The organism is Catenulispora sp. EB89, assembly GCF_041261445.1.
In the GTDB taxonomy this organism is placed as follows: Bacteria; Actinomycetota; Actinomycetes; order Streptomycetales; family Catenulisporaceae; genus Catenulispora.
In genome coordinates, this window is the sequence record NZ_JBGCCU010000003.1 from 626,693 (window position 1) to 644,997 (window position 18,305).

Genomic DNA, 18,305 nt, shown 5'->3' on the forward strand with positions numbered 1-18,305 from the left:
GGAGCTCAAAGGACCTCCCCGTCGCTGCTCGCCACACGGCCAAGTGCAGCAACCTCTTCGGGATCAGTCGTCACGAGACCGTGCTCGAAGGGCGAAGCGACGGCAGTGAACGCCGCTCGCGTGGTCCCGGACATCACGAGTCCCTGGCCCCGGGCAGCGGTCAGGACGAAGCTCCGTTCTCCCGCCGACAGCCGGAAGGCACTCGCGACGTGGTCGATGGACTGCGGCGCCTGACGCAGAAGGATCTGCGTAGCTGCGTTCGCGACAACGGCCAGACCGAGGTCGGTGCTGAGGAAGTCTCCGACGTCCTGCGACACCACTGCGAGGCCGGCCCAGTACTTGCGCGCGGACTTGGCCATGCGGAACAGGAATTGCGCGCCGTCAGGCACGGCCATGAGCTGCCATGCCTCGTCGACCACGACCAGGCGCCGCGTACTGCGGTTCGGGTCGGAGACTTCACGCCAGATCGCGTCAAGGGTCAGCAGGATGCCCGCCGCGCGCAGTTCGTCCGGCAGGTGACGGAGCGCGAATACGGTGAGGTGGCTGCCGGTCTCGACGGTCGTCGGGCCGTTGAACAGGCCGCCGAAGGAGCCGCGGGTGTGCGGAGTCAGTCGCTCGGCGAGCGAGATGGCGGCCGCCGGTTTTGCATTCCGGAGTGCTTCGACAACGTCGGCGAGCGTTGGGGCGAGCAAGTCGTGCGTCGCTGGATCGTCGGTGATTCCCTTGGCCGCGTACGCGTCGAGGACCGCAGCGTCGAGAGCCGCGCGCTCGTCGGCCGACAGCGATGAGCCTAGGAGGACGGCGACGACAGTCTGTGCGAACAGGGCCCGTCGCTTCAGCGCGTCGGGGGTGCGGGCGGCGGCTGGTGGGAGGTCGAACGGGTTGATGCGAACGCCGTCGAGGCCGAGCGCGATGCGCGTGCCGCCGACGGCTGCCGCGACGCGGTCGTATTCGTCTTCCGGGTCGACGACCAGGACCCGGACGCCGCGATACAGGGAGCGCAGCACGTCCAGCTTCGTCGCATACGACTTGCCTGCCCCGGACGACGCCAGGGTCACGGAGTTGAAGTTGGGCAGGCTCCAGCGGTCCCACAGCACGACGCCGGCTCCGGTCGCGTTGGCGCCGACGAGGACTGCCGAGTCGGTCTCGCGGGGCAGCGGCAGGTCGGTGGACGCGAAGGGGAAGCAGGTCGCGAGGGCTTCTGTATCGAAGGTTCTGCGCAGGAGAACGGTGTCGATCCCGAGCGGCAGGGTCGCGCACCAGCCTTCCAAAGCGCGATAGGTCAGGGGAACGAGCTTGAGCAGCATGCTGTCGGCCACGGCCCGCACACGAGCAGCCTCGACCTCCAGCTCCGCCGCGCTGCCAGCGTGCACGGTCAGGTAGATCCCGACGCGGAACAACTTCCCCGACCCTGAGGAGACCCGGTAAGCGAGTTCTCGCGCGTCGGCGGCAGCGGATTCCAGGTCCGGGTCGTCGAGCGACGCTCGTTCGAAGCCGCGGCGACGGGTCGATTCCAGGCGGGCGCGTTGACGGCGCAGGCGGTCGGCTGCCTCGCTCGACGGAACCGGTTCGATGTGGAGCGCCAGGTCGAGGCGGCCCGCGTAGGAGGTGAGCGGGTCGAGCCAGCCCGGCATGACGTCGGCCGGGTAGTCGGCGACGGCGAAGCTCGTCGCGAAGCCGTCCCCGATGCTCAGCCTCCGCGGCTCGATCGCCAAGCTCGACGGGCCGAACCACGAGGAGACACCTCTACCACGAGTCGAAAGCAGGTTTTGGATCACAGGACTTCCTCCCAGGCCATGTCGCACAGCCTTGCCGGAGACGGGTTGTATGCGTCGTTGATCAAGGCAGTGGCTGCGGGCTCGCGCAGTGGGTCCACGGCGATATCAGCGCAGCCGAGCAGCGAGTCGGCGTCTTCGAGTCGGCGATGGAGACGAGATGCCGCGGCCTTGGAAGGCTCGTGCACGGCCACGATCACTTCGCGTGTCAGCAGCTGCTCGTCGGCGACGAGATGGGCGATGAAGTTCGCGTGTTCGGACGCAGCGGCGCGCAGGGCCTCGTTCTGAAGGCCGGCAGCCTGAGTCAGTAGCGAGTCACAGACCCCGGACAGGTCAGCTGGTCGGCTCCGCACGGTGATGGCGGTCCGGCCGGTCAAGCTGTTGAGCCAGCGAGCGAACCCGGCCAGCAGGACGCTCTGCTCGCGCGGCGACCGCAGAGAGAGGTTCACCGTCGAGCACCGGGCCAGAGCGCTGACGCCGTCGGAACCGAGGTCCAGCACTCCGGTCTCGGCAACTTCGCGTACTGGCGAGACGAACGGCGCCGGCCGAGTGCGAGGCGACTTCGCCAGGCGCTTGGGCACCTCGGGAATGCCTTCGGGCGCCAAAACCTGCCGTGCCGGGGTCCTCTTGTACCTGGCCCAGACGCCGAGCAGGCGGTCCAGCGGTACGCCATCGTGCTTCATCGTGACGGCGACGGCAGTGCCGAGCAGAACCGGGGCCGAAGCCAACAGATACGGAATCGGCGGGACCAGGTGGCGGCAGGCCTGGTAGCCGAGCCAGAGCACCAAGGTGGTCGTGCCGAGTACCGCGAGCTGGCGGGCAGTGAGCCCGGCCACGATCTTGTCGGGCTGGTCAACGTCGGCAGGGATACGGACGATCGGGATCGCGTCTTCATCGAGGTGATCTGCCACGGGTTCGAGTTCCTTGCGGTGTCGGCGGGCTCGGCTGCTTCGGCGAGGCCGGTGAGGTCGGCAACCTCGGCGGTCGACGTAGTGGAGATTCGGGAGCTGGGAACAGAGCCGTCTGCTCGCCGTGGCGCGGAGGGTTCGCGACCGTGGCCCGGTGCCGCTGGTCCAGCCGCGCGCTGCGGCCAGGCGGCAGAGCCAGCGGACGGCGGACCGGGCCGGGCGGCGGCAGCGGAGCAGGCCCCGGCCGGCGCGGACCGCGCGGAGGACTCGGCGCCGGCGAGCCGGGAGGCGGCGGCTCCTGAGTCGCGGTCATGGTTGGCGGGCGCGGACGCCAGCCCCCGAGCCCGCCGCTCCCGCCGCCGGGACGCGGCCCGCGCATCGGCGTGATCGTGCCGCCCGGAGGTGGCCCGGAACGTCCGGGACCGGGACCACCCCTGCCGCTGCTCCGTCGTGGCATCCGGATGCCACCACCGCCCCGGAGCAGGCCCCAGGTCTTGTAGTAGATGAAGGCTCGAGCCATCTGGCCGGCCATGCTCGGGTGAAAGGGCGAGCGTCCCATCACGACTCGCTGCACCCAGCCGGGAATCTTCAGTAGTACGACGAACAGGCACAGGCACACCAGCAGATCGATGAGGCCACCGCTGGTCGGGAGCCCGATGACGTTCGTCGCCTGCGGATCGAAGAAGATCTGGATGCTCGTGTCCAGGACGAGTGCTTGCAGGACCTGGATCGCGCCGCATCCGAAGAGCGCCCGCCACCAGAGCTTGGCTACGCCCTCGGTCTGGGGCAGCGCGTGAAACGCGAAGGCCAGCGGTGCACCGGCGGTCAACACGACGAGCGTGGCCGACCGGAGCAGGTACGTGATCAGCAATGCGACGCCCAGCACAGCGATCGCCAGGCCGATGAGCACCATGAACAGATTGCCCGCGCCGAACAGCAGCACGTTGCCCATCAAGGTCGAGGTCAGCACGTTGCCGACACCCTCTGCGGAGACGGGGCCGGCCATCAACGCCGCCGACAGCGCGTTCGCGATACCGATCAGCTGGTTGATCAGCCACAGCGAGGCGTTGGAGGCGACCATGCCGATGACCAGGCGTGGAACGATCTCCTTGAGGCTGTAGCGGGACTGGACGGTGTCGTGGCCCATGACGATCAGGCCCCCGGCCAGCACGAAGAGGACATAGACGACGTTCGTCGTGACGAGTACGCCCTCCCAGATTTGCCTGACCCGGCCGTTGGTGAGGTTCGGTGACGCCAGCAGCGTGCTGCCGAGCAGCTTTAGGACGGGTTCCAGGGCCTGCTTGACCAGGTTCCCGAACCAGGTGTCGATCGCCTTCTCGATCTGGCCCGGGATGTCGAAGAAGCCAGGGTCCTGCGCTCCCGGGGCGTCCTGACCAGGCAGCGGACCGGTCGGCGGCGGCACCGAGGAGTCCGGGGTGAAGCCGGGGCCGTAGATCCCGGGCAGCGGCGACGGCACCACAGGAGATGGGACAGGCGGGCTCGGCGCCGGCTCCGCGAACGCGGCTCCGGCGCCGAGCCCCACGAGCACTGCCAGTACGAGCACGGCCAGGACCGTGAAACGGACCAGGCTGCGCACACTGGCCGTGGTCACCGGCACGGTCGATCAGCTCTTCGTGACGATGGTCTGCAACACCTGCACGACGGCCGGCGCCAGCATCGCGAGGCCGTAGCCGTACATCGCAGACTTCAGCGACGACTTCGCCTTCTCGACTTCACCGGCATCGCCGCCCGCCATCACATAGCGCAGCCCGCCGATCGTGAGGAACATCGTCGCCACCGCCGCGAGAATCCCGACGACCCAGCCGGTGATGTTGTCCGCGACCTTCGACAGGTCCATCACGGCCGGATGCGGGTCCGCGGTCGCCGCCGGAGCGCGCGTCGCAGCGAAGACCAGCAGCACGACCGAGACGAACAGCAGCAGCACCGCGCGACGGCGGTGATAGACCGCCGCGCTCGGTGGCCGTCGGGGTGAGCGCGGACGGGGTGCGAGGTTCGAAGTCATCGAGAACGTCCTTCGTCGGATCCGCCTCAGGCGGCGAGGATCCCGGGCGGCTCCTCGACCACGGAAGTCCGGTCGGAGGCCCCGAAACTGTCCGAGCCAACAGCGGCTTCACTCTTTCGGCCCTGCTTGAAAGCCCTCCGAGTGCATGCCGTGGTGCCGGTCAGATGGGCTGCGACGCGCATCTCGGCCTTGCGCAGGCGCAGCAGGACCGCGTTCGTGCTGATCCCCAGCAGCTCGGAGACATCGCCCAGGGACCGCCGGTCCAGGCGCACAGCAGAGATCAGGCTCGCCTCAGCCTCTGTGATCACGTTCTCTGCGACGAGCCTGATCAGCACAAGGTCCGGATGGCCGCCCTCGGGCACGATGCGAGCCTCGGTGGCCGCAGCTGCGGCGGTCCTGGCCGCAAGGACCTCGGTGTAGGCCGACCGCCGAACGGCGCGATACGTCGACCAGTACACCCGCGTCAGAATCGCCGGCCGGTCGACGTCGACCGTTCGAAGCGCTTCCAAGAACGCGGTCACGACCTCGGCGCACAAGTCGTCGTAGCTCGTGTCGACGTAGTCGCGGGCGAACTGCCTTGCCAGATTCGCAAGACCCGGCACCGCCATGCCGAGCGCGACCGTAGTCCAGATCCCGTCGCCCGAACATGCATTGTTGACGATCTCGCGCCAGATCAGATCGCGAACCGCAGGAGACGTGGCACGCACGAGAAGAAGTTCCTTGACCTCGTCGAGACGCAGATCCCGGTCTTCCCCGAACAAGCGTCCATCCAGGAGAACCGGAAGAGCCACCAGCGAATCGAATTCGCGCGATGCGGCCGCAAGAGCGGTGGTACCCGTCATTTCGTTGACCTCCGTGGTCGCCGGAAAGTTGATTGCCTTTCCAGCTACGACCACAGCGATCAAATATCTGTCGCGAGAAAGTGGCAAATGCGACCGCACATCGTGAATTGCCTACGCAGCGAGGCCCGCGCCAGCCCGATGACGGCGAAGCAGTGAAACGTCGCCCGATCTCATGGACCTGGACGTTTCACGGTGACGACCCCCAACCGAGAGCTTGGGAACCCGTCAACTCGCGCTGCTCGAGATTCACCCGTTCTGCCGGTCTGCGCCACGCCATCCACGGCGCCGCATCAGATCGATGATCACACTTACGCGATGGTTTTCACGCTCATTTCACGCAGCCGTTGGCGGCCAGTGGAGTGAAACGGCGCAAGCGCCGGACAGTTTCACGGCGTGAAACCGGACTTCGGCAGTGATCGGAACACCACCCGCCACTCGCCGAAGGACAACTACATATGCGACCGCAGGCCCACCACCAACGCTCCGTCACCGAACTCGCGCAGCACGCCATCACCACGTATACCGAACAAGAAGGCCTGCTCCTCGACCCGATCTGCGGCTCAGGCGACATCCTGGTCGAGGCCGTACGCGCCGGCCGCATGGCCATCGGCGTCGAACATGAGCCCTACTGGGTGAACGTGGCACGAACCCGCATCGAGCGCGCCACGGATGCAGGTCGCGATGGGTTCGCCGCGGTGGTGAACGGCAGCGTCGACACGCTAGTCAGGTTGCTGGCGGACGACACCAGGCGACACCGGGCGTCGATGGTGCTGACGGCACCTCAGACCGGCACTACCGTCCGTGCCGACTGCAGTGGCACCGCCTCCGATCTCGCCGAGTTCATCGAAGGTTCGGTCTCGGCGGTATCCGACTGCGCCCGAGTGACGATTCCGCAAAGCCTTTACGGCATCATCTGCTGGCCGACGCCGTGCAGCGACATCCCCGGCACGCTCGAGGAAGCCTTCGTGGCCGCAAGATTCGAGATGGTCGGCCGGCGGACAGTAATCGGAACGCCTGTCAGCCTCTTGCTGTTCAGACGACCGGCTTTGGACGGTCCGGCGTAACCCGGACCAGAACCCTCATCACGGGTAACGATTGCGACACGAGCACATCTTCGAGGCCTGAGTTATTTACATCCCCTCAGGCCCCAGCAAGACTGCACAAGGTGTCAGGCCAGTCGCATTCGGCAGCCTCATCTGCGCTTGGTTATCTCCCCCCGGTGCAATGGCCGCTGCTCGAAGGGGTGAAGCAGCCCCTCGACCAACCCTATCTGGCGGCCACCCTCGAACACTTCGACGACGTCGCCTTGGACGACAACGGATCACCGTAGTTGCTCCAGCTGAAGAACCATTCCAGTTCCGCACGCAAGCTGACCGACAAGAGCGCGGACGTCGGAAACATAGGGGAAGACCTGGCACCCAGGACTCGGCACATTTACCCGATCCTCTTTGTCACCCCCTAACAGCTACGCCCTTCTCATCCAAGCACTAAAAGCGGAGGATTCTCAAGGACAGCACCGCGTCCGCGCCTCAACAGATCCTCCGCCAACTCACGAATAGCTTGCAAGCATCTGTATTCAGGGCTATCCAGATCCATCACGCGCGCATTGACTGAGAAGAACCCCTTATCGTGATGTTCGCGCCCAAGGCGCCAATTCACAATCGGCAAAAACAGTGAACCGATGCTCGCGTAATTACGACTCGTGCCAGTCATCTCGGTGCAGAGCACGTACGCCACTGTCCTGAGGTTAATGAGGCCAGGAAGACGACCTTCACGAATATCCTCTGAAACCCTTTCCCAACGCTCTTCCAGACTGCCAAAATCGGATATGCCGTCGGCAAGCCATAGCCGTAGAGTTGAAAGTGAATCCGTTACGAGATCCGCGAAGGGTTCAACCTCGTCACCAGAGTAGGCACGCCACACACTGTCGCATACGGCCCAACAGCAGGCAAGGTAATCTTCCCATGGGAGCATTCGGACAGCGGCAGCGACTGGATCGGTGGCATCCCTGACGAGTACGTTCATCTACTATCTTCCTCTTGGTTGTCGTCTACTATCTTCCTCTTGGTTGTCGTCGTTGCTGCTATCCCCACCAAACGTGTAGAAGTAGTCTACAACGTTGACTACGTTCGGGAGCCTCGCCCCACCAGAAACCGACCGCATTTCGCTCTTTAGAGCTTCATCGACGATGCCCTCGCCGGAATGAACCCGTTCGTACCTACAAATTTATCCGACTTGCCGACAAACCCTCGAAAGGCCGACTCGCATACTTCGCATATCGCATTTGTCACCAGTGCGTTCGTGACGTCGGTAACCGGCCCCTGCAGATCCCTAACCTGACGATCTAGATTAGCCCGCCAGTCGTCGGCCGCTTGTTCCGCGTGGCCATTTATTGTTCAGTCTCCTGGTGGAGTGGCCTGGTATATCGCGGCGTCGAACTCGTCCTCATACAAGCGCCGAAGATCCTCGGGCATACCAGCCTGACTCGTAATGACGACGAGTCTAGTTACATATTTATCTCCAATTTGGACTTTAACCGTGGAAAGAACATTCGTAAATCCCTTGCCGGCCGCCGAGTTAGCTTTGCACCAATCCGCAGTCTTGCTGACGGCATCGCGCCACAATTGGGCACCCATCTCGTCGAGGTGCGCTTGGTCAATATTCTTAACCGAATCCGGCGTCAATCTGACGTGAGGAGCGTACAGCGACGTGTAGCCTTGCGCGGTGATCTCGCGGTGCAACTGGAGGACGTTGGTGTGGCCCTCGTCCCAGCGTCGCAGCAGGTAGGGCGTAAACGGGGCGATGCCGCTGGTCGTTTCAGCCAGCCCTTGACCATGTCCTGCCACCGCTCGGCCCGTGCGTACCGCTGGACGGTGTGCCGTCCCGATCCCAGGTGTCGGGCGATCACGCGGATGCTGTGGCCGGCAGTGAGCAGGTCGTGGACGATGGCGTGGTGCTCGCGGACACATTCGGCGAACGGCCCCGCCAGCGTGGCGGCGATGGGCTCATCGTCCTCGTTCGCCGTCGCGTTGCCGACTGCGGGCAGCGTGACGGCGTGGATACAGTCGCGATGCGCGGCGACTTCCGGGTAGCGATCTGCGACCTGGACGGCGTCAGGAGCGCCGCGACGGGCGCCCTCGGCGTCAGCGCCGGCGCGGTCCCGGCAGACGATCTCCACGCCTGGATGCTCGGCCAGTCAGCGCGCCGGTGGAGCCGAATCACGGCCGGGCAGCATGTCAACGACGCGGTGGGTCTCGCAATCCGTCAGCACGGTGCTATACCGATGACGCCTGGTCGCGAAGTCGTCGACGCCGAGAATCCTCGGAGTTGGCCGGTCCGGGTCCGGCAGTGCCTTGACCAGTCGGATCAACGTCATCCGTCCGCTCGGAACTCCGGTGGCGGCTGCCAGACGCGTTCTAGCACGCCCGACCAGCGCCAAAGCGATCCGCTCACGCAACACGCGAAGACCCAGCGTGCAGCGCCCGTACCGGAATGTCAGGCCCCGGATCTGCTCGACGAACGTGCGACGCGAGCATGCCACGGCGAAGCACACGAACCGGCGAACCCTCAGTGCCAGGCGCACCGGCAGCCCTGCCAGCGACACATCGGCCGGATGCCGCAGCTAGACGCGCCGTGGACCCGGGACGAACGGACACCACAGCCTGGGCACGACGCCGAGATGGAGGTTCCCCGCACGGCGATACACACCTCCGAACCACTGCGCCGCACGGACTCGACGACCGATTTGGCGTCGTCCCCGAACAACACCGCAGTCCACGACTCCACCGCATCTTCCATGTCTCACACGGTTGCGACACCACGACTCGCGCGGGACAAGCGCTCGAGGAACGCTCGAAGCACGAAACGGCTCCAGCGCGCCCACCGATACGATGATCCACTCCGGCCGCTCCCGGAAAGCGTGACAGACCCCACTTCAGACCGCCGCAAACACGCCCCGGCCGACCTCGGCTTCCGCGGCCTTGATCCTGACGGCAACAGCGATGACCCGGTGATCGTCACCGGCTGCGCGGCTCCGTCAGCCATCCGAAGCGATCGAACATTCCGTATGCCTGCTCGACAGCTCTCATGAAGCCAATCGAACGGCTCTCAAGCCCCAGCTCCATCATTACCTGCGGAAGGTCCAGTACCGCGTGAACCACATATTGCGGAACCGTCGTAGCGATGCCCTCGAGCTGGTCAATCGTCAGATTGATAAACCCAGAATCGCATCTGGCAAGAAGTTCATAGATTTGTCGCGGCATGCCGAACATGGTCGCGGAGATTAGGGCACCAAGGCCTGAAGTCGCACGAATCCCTCCCATGGCCTTAATTGCAACTTCACCCGGCCTCGAATCTCGGATCTCCCGAACGACCGCCTCATATTGGGCCGAGGAGATTTCGTATTGCTCCCAGCAGTCATTTGTCGCTTCAGTGGCTCTCGGCGCGCTAATGAACCGGCTAGCCTGCGACGCGCTGTCGACCGGTTCAAGCCCCTCCATGACAGCCTCATCGAAATCGTGATCTTCCAGGAAATCGGTGGCAGTCGCGCTAATCGCCGGATCGTCGCTGCTGAGTAGCTTTGAAAGCAGCCTTGCTACGAGGCTTGACTGCCGATATCGCCACGCTAGTAACAGCGCGGACGTATAGTCGAAGTCGTATGGATCCTGATCCAGCATCCGGCGCGCATATTCTGGCATTGCCGCAACGACCGTGTCGGTCTCAATCGAGCCGAGCGCGGCAAAGAGAGAGCGCTGCGCCGGCCCGTTCCATGAAGAATCCCATAAGACAGTGTCGACCAGCATAGCGCGATTGCTCGCCGTGGCATCCCGAGCGAGAAAGGTATCAACATACTTCGGCCTATCCGATCGAAGCATCACCAGATCATTCAGCTCCGAAGCACGAATACTATTGACCGCAGCAGCGTGCTGCCTAAGCGAGGCTTCGGCACGTCCGAACTCCCGCCAAAGATCAGTTGCCTGACGGTGAACCATGAAAGTCTGCTTCTCCGATGTGATGAACTACAGGACCCGAAGTGGCTGTGCCCCAACCGAAACCGCCACCTCGGGCAAGCCGTCGCGACACGCTTAGCCGTTTTGCACCGGATGACAGCTGGGGGCGTTGGGAACCATAGAGCAGAACGAGGGCGGATCAACAATCATCGTTATAAGATCAATGGGGCCCCCAACCCGTCCGAGCATGTCGGACGCGGTTCCCAGCCGGCTTCCACCTACCTCGTCCGCCGGATCCGCATCCCTTCCGCCCTTCACACCCTGATCCGCCGCTTCCTTAGCAGCGGCCGCGGCCTTGGCCGCTTGACGTGCCTCGTATGCGCTTTGAACGTTGGCTTGGGCCCGGAGTGCCGAGGCAGTCCAGTCACCGTCACCCATGTTCGCCCTGGTCATTGGCGTCCCGTCGGACAGAGTGACCCGCTCGCCGGTGATCTTGCTGATTTGAGTAGCGAGTTCATCGCTCGGCATCCCTCCAAGCTTAGGGTACCAAGATACGTGTCCGGCGTTGAGATCTGGGCTGGTTCCTCCGTCGGCATATGGGCTGAACCCAATATCTTCCAGCTGGCTGACATCAATTCGGTAGACGTACTTGCCGTTCGTGCTGGCCAGCGCGGCTGCTGGGTCCGCGAATGTGGAAAGTCCCTTGAAATCCGGAAGTCCGGGATCTTGCGGAAAGACAGTTCCATCCGTGTCAACATCGAACTCGCGGCCAATACGCCAGGAGGGTTTGGGAACCGTCGCGTTGCCCGTGATGTAAACGTAATCCGATGGGCTGGACGTATCGCCTGATGAATCGGACTCATCGTTCATCAACTCTCGCATGAGACCGCTCGGATCGCTACCGGTGGCGGGGGTGTTATCACTGTATGCGTATCCGGTAAGCGATTGGGGGTCGTTCGCGTCCAGTTGTGGATCAACGCTTATGAAGCGCCCCGCTGTGGCGTCATACTTGCGGGCACCAACATCGGTGAGTCCCGTAGTCGTCGAGGTGGGTTTGTCGATGAAGCCATGCCTGTCGGGCCAAGCACCGCCTGTGGCTGCGCCGCGCGCGTTGCCGTAGGGGTCGAAAGCTCGGCGGGTGACGGCCAGGGTGCTGGTGTTGATGGCGATCTCGCCGGTGCCGTGTTGGTCGCCGATCAGGTATTCGGTGGTGGCTGCCTGGCCTCCGCCCTCGCCCACAACGGTGCCGGACAGCGTGTAATACCGGACGGCACTGAGGGTGCCGTTGGCGGTGCGGGTGATTTCCTGGCCGGGCAGGTACAGGGTCATCGATCCGGGGTCATGGCGGACTATCTGGTTGCCGTCGGCGTCGTAGACCCAGGTGGTGGTGCCGGCTGCGGCGGTGTCCTTGGCCAGGTGGCCGTCGGCGTCCCAGTTCAGGGTTTGGTTCTGGGTTCCGGTGACGTCGGGGCGGCTGCTGGTGTCGCCGGACTGATCGTAGTTGTAGCTGGCCCCAGTGGTGCCGTTCGGTCCGCTGGTGGTTGTGGCTGCGAGGCTGTGGGTGCCGCCGGTGTTGTAGGAGTAGTTGGTGGTGGTGTCGCCGCCGGTGGCGCCTGGCAGGGCGTGCGTGGTCTGCGACGCGCGGGTGCCGTTGGCGTTGAAGGTCCAGGACAGCCAGTAGGGATTGGGGCCACCGATGTTGCCGCCGGCGCCGTTGTTCGGGCCGGCGGCGCAGGCGTCGGTGGCGGACCAGGCCGCGTTCAGACGGTCCAGGCTGTCGTAGGTGAAGCACTGGTCGTCGATCGGCGAGATGCCCTTGGGGCCTTCGGTGTCGTTGATCTGAGTGATCTGGCCGGACGGGTCATAGCTGTACTGGGTGTCGTTGACCTGGGGTGTGGCCAGTTGCGCGGTGACGTTGTCGTCGGTGACCTTCAACGTCTGCACGTCGTAGGTGAAGGAGCGCCACACGTTGTTGCTGGCGCCGCCGCCGTAGGTGATCTGCCCGGGGAGCCCGTAGCCGTTCATGTTCTGCGACGCGGTGACCGACGTGCCGGCGACCTCGACCGGCCGGCCGAAGGCGTCGTAGGTGTTGGTGATGGTCTCACCGGGGACGCCCGCGACCGGCGCCGGGCCGATGGACAACTCCAGTCCGGTGGATGAGTAGGAGTAGCCGGTGGTCCAAGTCCCCTTCATACCGGTCTCCTGGAACGGCAGGGTGACATACTGGGCCATGGGGTTGCCCATGCCGTCGTAGCTGCTGGTACCGGTGACGTAGTTGCCGGCGGTGGTGTACCGAGTTTCGTTGGAGAGCTTGCCGGCTTGCAGGGTGTCCCAGGTCCAGGACGCCAGTTTGGTGCCGGTGGTCGAGCCCGAGAATTCGGCGGTTTTACGGCCGAGGATGTCATAGGTGTAGGCGAGGATCTGCCCGCGGGCGTCTGTGGTGGAGGTGACTTCGCCGTCCAGGTCGTACTGGGTGCTGCTGACGCCAGTGTCGGGATCGTTCCGCGAGAGCTTGTTTCCCAGCATGTCCAGCGTGGAGGACCACGTGGAGCCCGAAGAACTGAGCGTGGTCTGCCGTCCCAGTGCGTCGTAACTGTAGGTGGTGGGCTGGTAGAAGCCACCGCTGACGAAGTTGCCGTTGACGGTCGGTGCGACTGTGTACTGGTCGAGTTCGCTGATCTGGCCGCGGACGTCCTTGACCGTGGTGGTGGTGACGCCGCCGGTGGGCGGGATCACCGTGGTCCGGTCGCCGCCGTAGATAGTCTGCGTGGTCTGGGTGGCGTTGCCCAGCTTGTACTTGCTGGCCAGGGTGACGCGCCCGGTCCCGTCGTAGGTGTTCACGGTGCGGGCGTCGACGGCGTTGACGGCGACGTACTGCACTGTCGTGGAGGGGGCCGGGCTGATCAGGTAGTGGTCGTTGGTGGCCACGGTCCAGCCGTGGCCGTCGTAGAAGGTGTCCGAGACCTGGGACCCGCCGCCTTCGGTCGCGGTCTGGGTCTGCACCAGGCGGCCGAGGGAGTCGCTGAGTTTGACCGTCGTGGCGTAGGCGGTGCCGGTGCCGTAGTCGACCAGCACGTTGCCGGTCACGGCTTCGGGGCCGTTGGTCTGGATCAGGTAGGAGTAGGTCTCGTTCGGGGTGTTCGTGCCCTGCACCCGGCCTGGCTTCCACAGCTGCGTCATACGCCCCAGTGCGTCGTAGGTCGCCGAGGTCACGTGCCCGGCGACGTCCGTGCTGGAGGCGATGGTGCCGCGGTCGGGGTTGTCCACCGTGGTCACGGTCTGACTCGCCGGGTTCGTGACCGCGATCTGGGTTAGGACACCGCCGTCGGAGGGCGTGTATACCGTGCCGGTGGTGCGCCCGAGCGCATCGACGCTGGAGGTGACGCGGCCGGAGGTGTCATAGCCGGAACTGGATTTGGTGAAGAACGCGGCCGCCGCACCGTTGGAGTTGTTCAGCACATCGGTCCGCGTCGCATTGCCTGGCCCGGCCAGTTGCCCGAGAGTCACTGAGCCGTCGTAGAAGGTCCGCGTATCGGCCACCACGGCGGACTGCGCGGTCCCGGCCGGCGGGCACGCCTGCTGCGAGGCGATCACCTCCGAGGGCATGTCCCTGATCCACAGCGCCGTGTTGTCGGCATAGGCCGTGGTGGTGCACACCTCCGGCACATTGTCACCGCTGGCATCCGAGGCGATCACCCGGCCGAGCCCGTCATAGGCGCTCGTGGTGGTCGCGGTCTGGTAGGTGCCGGTGGCCAGGTCGGTGAGCTTCCTGGTTCTGGCGGTCCGGACCAGATCCGCGGTCAAAGAAGGAAGCCCGGTACGCGGCCGCGTCGCCGTGGTGGCAGCTACGGTGTAGTCGGTCAGGGTCGCGGATACCCGCGCACCGCCGTCGCCGTTGAACACATCGGTCTCATACGGCGAGTCCAGATACCGGTAGTCGTCGGTAGTGGTCTCGCCAAGGCTGTTGCTGATCGACGCGCTGCGGGTTTTGCCGCCGGGCAGCGTGTCGCCGTTCATGCCGCGGTAGTAGAAGGTCGCGGTCTTGGTCAGCTGCTCGTGCGCGTCAGGATCGCCGGTCTTGACGTCCACCTCGCCGTATCCACGGAACTGGCCATAGGTCCGGTTGGCCGGTTTCACCACCTCGTTGTCGTCGAAGTGCCAGGCCGCGGGCCCTACATAGGCGTAGCTGGTGACCTCAGCCGCGGTCAAGGCGCTCGGGTCGCGCGTCGTCACCTTGGTGACCACGTACTTGTCGAACCAGTCGAAGATCGGTGCTGAGTACCCGGTCGGGGTCCAGTACACCGGCATGCACTGCGAGGTGTTCGTCGAGGCGTCCGAGGGGATCGTCGTGGACGAGCACCCGGTGGAGTAGCTGATCGAGGTCACCGCGCCAGTGTCGCCGAACAGGTCCGTCAACCGCCAGTGCAGCATCGGCGGCAGGCTGTTGTAGTTCGGCACCCGGTTGGCCAGCAACTGGCCCTTGGTCGTGATCGTCGGCATCGCGATCGACGAACCGTCGGCCGCATACCCGGTACGCGTGATCGAACTCAGCCACAAAGCCGGATCGCCACCGTTGGGGAACTGGTGCCCCAGATCGTAGGAGTCGACCTTCACATACGCCGAACCGTTCCAGTACCGCGTCGTGATGTTCGTCAACATCTCCCGGGACCAGAACGTCGGGCCGTTGACGTTGCACGTCGCCCCAGACGCACAGGACTGGTCGATCGGCACATCCGGCCAGTAGGAACTGTTGGATGTGGTGAACTGCGAATCCGCGCACGTGTTCCCCGACGGCGTACCCGGAATGCAGCGCTCGCCGACGGTGAACAGGATCTGGTCCGGCGTGGCCGGGCCGTACACCGACCCGTTCTCGTCCCGCAGCCCGTAGTCGATCTTGTTCAGGTAACCGCCGCGGGTGTACGCCACACCGGTCGTGGAGCCGTTCTTGCCGTAGTAGTTGGTCTCCGGCGTGTAGTAATACATGGTGCCGTTGCCGTGGGCGTCCTCGACGTAGTCCAGGTTCCACCGCCACGCCTGCGTACACACGGAAGACGAGAACCCCGAAGAGCTGTAGCACGGGTCCCCGGAATGCGCACCGAACACCGGCTCCGTCCAGGTCGAGTTGGTTCCGCCCTGCGTCGTCTGCCCCGGGCCACCGCCGCGGCCGAAGAAGTACTGCGTCCCGTCGGGGGTCGTGACCTTCCAGTACTCACCGCCGAGAGCGCCGTTGTTGGCACCCGTCAGTCGCTGAATGCGGGATCCGTCGTCGGACTGGAGCTTCACCTGCTGCGTGACCGGATCCCACACCAGGGCGTTGGACTTGCCCTTGAGGCTCAACGTCAGGATCTGGCCGGCCCAGCAGTTGTCAGAGGTCTGCGAGGCCGCCGGTAGGTCGGTGAACGTCGAGCACGGCCGATAGCTGCGCTCGACGGAGCCCGGGGAATAGTCCCAGCCCTCACCGATCCACGACGGCTGGTTGTTGGTGGTCGCCGTCTCGCCGTCAAGGCTGCCGGAGTCGTATGACAGCGCCACCGACGGCGCCGAACCCGCCGCCACCGGCGGAACCGCGATCGGATACGACCACGTGAACGCCCCGCTGGCACCGCCGGCCGACCACGAACCCGACGGTGACAACGACGTCGCCGTGAAGTCGCCGTTGGTCCCGGAGCTCCCGGCAGTAGCCGCGAGCACCAGCGGTGTCGCCGCGACACTGGCCGTCACATCAGTACGCGCCAGGCTGATCCGGTGCCCCGACGAACCACCGAACGCATCCGCGCCGGAACCGACCGACACGTCAGCGGTGAGCTTGTGGCCGGAGGCGTAGTTGCGTCCGCCGGCGATCGGCTTCTGCACCTGACAAGCAGCGACCTGCGGCGTCGTCAGCGCACACGCCGGCAGCTGGACCAGTCGCAGACGACTACCATAGTCGGCACCGGCCGCGCCGGCGAAACCGCTATAGTCCACCACCGCTGTCGCGCCGAACGGCTGGGCGCCGGGCGGCGGCACGACCGTGAAGAGAACACCGTCCACGCCCGCCTTCAGAGCTGTGGCGTGGTCGGCCATCCGCACCTGGACACTCGGCTCGACCGCCCCATTCCCGGCGGCGTCGGATACCCCGGTACTCGATGGACCTCTAGCCGCCAGAGTCAGTGGAATCCCCGACGTTGAGGCCGCCGAGGTCAGGCCGTCGTCTCCGCCCTGCAAAGCACCAGCCACCGTACGGTGCGTCACCGCGACGTCGGATTCCCTAGCCGCCGGCCAGGTTCCAGCCACCTGCAAAGCAGGCATTGGAGCAGGACCAGCCGCCTTCTGCAGCGGAAAGGGATGCGCCGACGCCCGCTTGATATCAGGCATCGCAGGTCGTTTCGCTGTCGACGCCGTCGATGCGGCCGCGACCCCGACACCGGACCCCACGACGAAGCTCGCGATCGTCGCACCTGCGACAGCGGTCCCGACAATCCGGCGGAACACCGTCGACACAGCAAAAGACACAACGCATCCACGCATGCCGATACCCCACCCGATGACGAGACGACCTGAATACGAACATGTATACGCGCCGCCTGGAGACGATACAGACCGCTGATCAACCTGAATAGAAGGCCTCGCTGTCCTAATGCGGTCAAGGATCGCGCTCGCACGCCACCGGTGAATACCCATTGAGCACGTTCGAGCCATGCCGCTAGCGTGTGCGAACGCTACGGGCAGCGTGCCCACCGTAATCAGATATTCGTCGGGATCCCCGACAATGTGCGAAACCTGTCATCCTGTTTCTATCGGAGGCTTCATGACCGTGCCCCCGGGCGCTTCCTCAAGACGCTCACAGCACCCAAGGAATCGAAAGCGACTGACCGCGGGCATCGCGGCCGCGGCGACCGCCCTGATCGTCGCAACGCCGGCGCCGGCCTCCGCCGGGACGACGCCCGGCCCGTCGGAATCGACGTCTTCCTCGACGTCTTCCTCAACTACGTCGACAACGGCCCCCTCGTCGCCATCGAAGACTCAAGGCTCGACAACACCGCCGAAGAAGCCCTCGAAACCGACGAAGGACTCGGCAGCACCGCCTGCGGCCGCCGACGCTTCGACGACCGCGCAGGAGACCGGCACCGCCACCGAAGTCACGGCGCTGACGACCGAGACCCAGAAGATCGTCGCGAACCCCGACGGGACGTTCACCGCGACCACCGACTCCAGTCCGGTCCGGGTCAAGAAGAGCGGCGCCTGGACTCCCATCGACGCCACCCTGGTGACGAACGCCGACGGTTCACTGTCCCCGAAGGCGTCGTTGGGCCAGGTGACGTTCTCGCCCGGGGGCACCGGCCCGGCCGTCACCCTCGGCAGCGCCGACGGCAGCAAGACGGTCTCGGTGTCGCTGCCGGAAACCCTTCCGGCGCCCCAGGTCTCCGGCGACGTCGCGCTGTACCCGAACGTGCTACCTGGCGTCGACCTGCGGCTGGCCGCCAACGGCGTGTCCTACACCGAAGTCCTGGTCGTCCATGACGCCAAGGCCGCGGCCGACCCCGGGCTGTCCGATCTCAGCATGCACATGCACGCCACGGGCGTCTCCCTCAGCCTGGACTCGGACGAGAACCTCCAGGGCACGGACGCCGGCGGCAACGCGGTCTTCTCAGCGCCCCAGCCGATCATGTGGGACTCCCACCCGGACCAGCACGCCGGCCCGACACCGACGGCCGACGATCCCGGCTCCGGCTTCGTCACGAAGCTGCCGACCAGCCTGACCGCGGCCGCCCCGACCGGCGCCGCCACGAAGGCCGCCAGCAACACGCTGACCAGCGACGACACCATCA

General features: G+C 65.2%; 12 protein-coding genes and 1 pseudogene. 2 read left to right on the forward strand and 11 right to left on the reverse strand.

The genetic code is table 11. From position 1 onward, the window contains the following. Nucleotides 1-5: 5 nt before the first annotated feature. From ABH920_RS09615 to ABH920_RS09635, 5 genes are read right to left on the reverse strand one after another with little or no spacing between them, the layout of a single operon-like run. The gene (locus ABH920_RS09615) at nt 6-1,715 is read right to left on the reverse strand and encodes a VirB4 family type IV secretion system protein (protein WP_370348534.1); all 1,710 of its coding nucleotides are present in this window, start codon (nt 1,713-1,715) and stop codon (nt 6-8) included. A gap of 59 nt (nt 1,716-1,774) precedes the next feature. Continuing rightward, nucleotides 1,775-2,686 (reverse strand): PrgI family protein, encoded by a 912-nt coding sequence (locus ABH920_RS09620; protein WP_370348535.1) that lies wholly within the window; start codon nt 2,684-2,686, stop codon nt 1,775-1,777. Next, nucleotides 2,667-4,301 (reverse strand): conjugal transfer protein TrbL family protein, encoded by a 1,635-nt coding sequence (locus ABH920_RS09625; RefSeq protein ID WP_370348536.1) that lies wholly within the window; start codon nt 4,299-4,301, stop codon nt 2,667-2,669. The genes ABH920_RS09620 and ABH920_RS09625 overlap by 20 nt, the downstream gene beginning before the upstream one ends. Nucleotides 4,302-4,307: 6 nt before the next feature. Beyond that, entirely contained in the window at nt 4,308-4,706 is a 399-nt protein-coding gene (locus ABH920_RS09630) for a pilin (protein WP_370348537.1), read from the reverse strand. A gap of 26 nt (nt 4,707-4,732) precedes the next feature. Then, nucleotides 4,733-5,548 carry a hypothetical protein gene (locus ABH920_RS09635; RefSeq protein WP_370348538.1) on the reverse strand — a complete coding sequence of 272 codons (816 nt, stop codon included), beginning with the start codon at nt 5,546-5,548 and terminating at the stop codon, nt 4,733-4,735. Nucleotides 5,549-6,003: 455 nt separating this feature from the next. On the opposite strand from ABH920_RS09635, the gene ABH920_RS09640 reads away from it, so the two are divergent. Then, nucleotides 6,004-6,612: a DNA methyltransferase gene (locus ABH920_RS09640; protein WP_370348539.1), complete on the forward strand. Its 609-nt coding sequence runs from the start codon at nt 6,004-6,006 to the stop codon at nt 6,610-6,612. 412 nt (nt 6,613-7,024) lie between these two features. On the opposite strand, the gene ABH920_RS09645 is transcribed toward ABH920_RS09640, so the two are convergent. The 6 genes from ABH920_RS09645 to ABH920_RS09670 all read right to left on the reverse strand — a co-directional run bounded on the left by ABH920_RS09645 (nt 7,025) and on the right by ABH920_RS09670 (nt 17,730). Further along, nucleotides 7,025-7,573: a hypothetical protein gene (locus tag ABH920_RS09645; RefSeq protein ID WP_370348540.1), complete on the reverse strand. Its 549-nt coding sequence runs from the start codon at nt 7,571-7,573 to the stop codon at nt 7,025-7,027. Between the two features lie 371 nt (nt 7,574-7,944). Then, nucleotides 7,945-8,394 (reverse strand): hypothetical protein, encoded by a 450-nt coding sequence (locus ABH920_RS09650; protein ID WP_370348541.1) that lies wholly within the window; start codon nt 8,392-8,394, stop codon nt 7,945-7,947. Between the two features lie 350 nt (nt 8,395-8,744). Next, on the reverse strand, nt 8,745-9,152 hold the full coding sequence (locus tag ABH920_RS09655; protein WP_370348542.1) for a hypothetical protein: 408 nt from the start codon (nt 9,150-9,152) through the stop codon (nt 8,745-8,747). Between the two features lie 412 nt (nt 9,153-9,564). Further along, nucleotides 9,565-10,539, reverse strand: a complete 975-nt coding sequence (locus ABH920_RS09660; protein WP_370348543.1) for a hypothetical protein — start codon at nt 10,537-10,539, stop codon at nt 9,565-9,567. Nucleotides 10,540-10,632: 93 nt separating this feature from the next. Continuing rightward, nucleotides 10,633-16,728, reverse strand: coding sequence for an RHS repeat-associated core domain-containing protein (locus ABH920_RS09665; protein WP_370348544.1), 6,096 nt, complete (start codon nt 16,726-16,728; stop codon nt 10,633-10,635). Nucleotides 16,729-17,499: 771 nt separating this feature from the next. Beyond that, the gene (locus ABH920_RS09670) at nt 17,500-17,730 is read right to left on the reverse strand and encodes a hypothetical protein (protein ID WP_370348545.1); all 231 of its coding nucleotides are present in this window, start codon (nt 17,728-17,730) and stop codon (nt 17,500-17,502) included. 13 nt (nt 17,731-17,743) lie between these two features. Here ABH920_RS09670 and ABH920_RS09675 point away from each other — a divergent pair. Further along, nucleotides 17,744-18,305, forward strand: a pseudogene (locus tag ABH920_RS09675) (SGNH hydrolase); the annotation flags it as partial.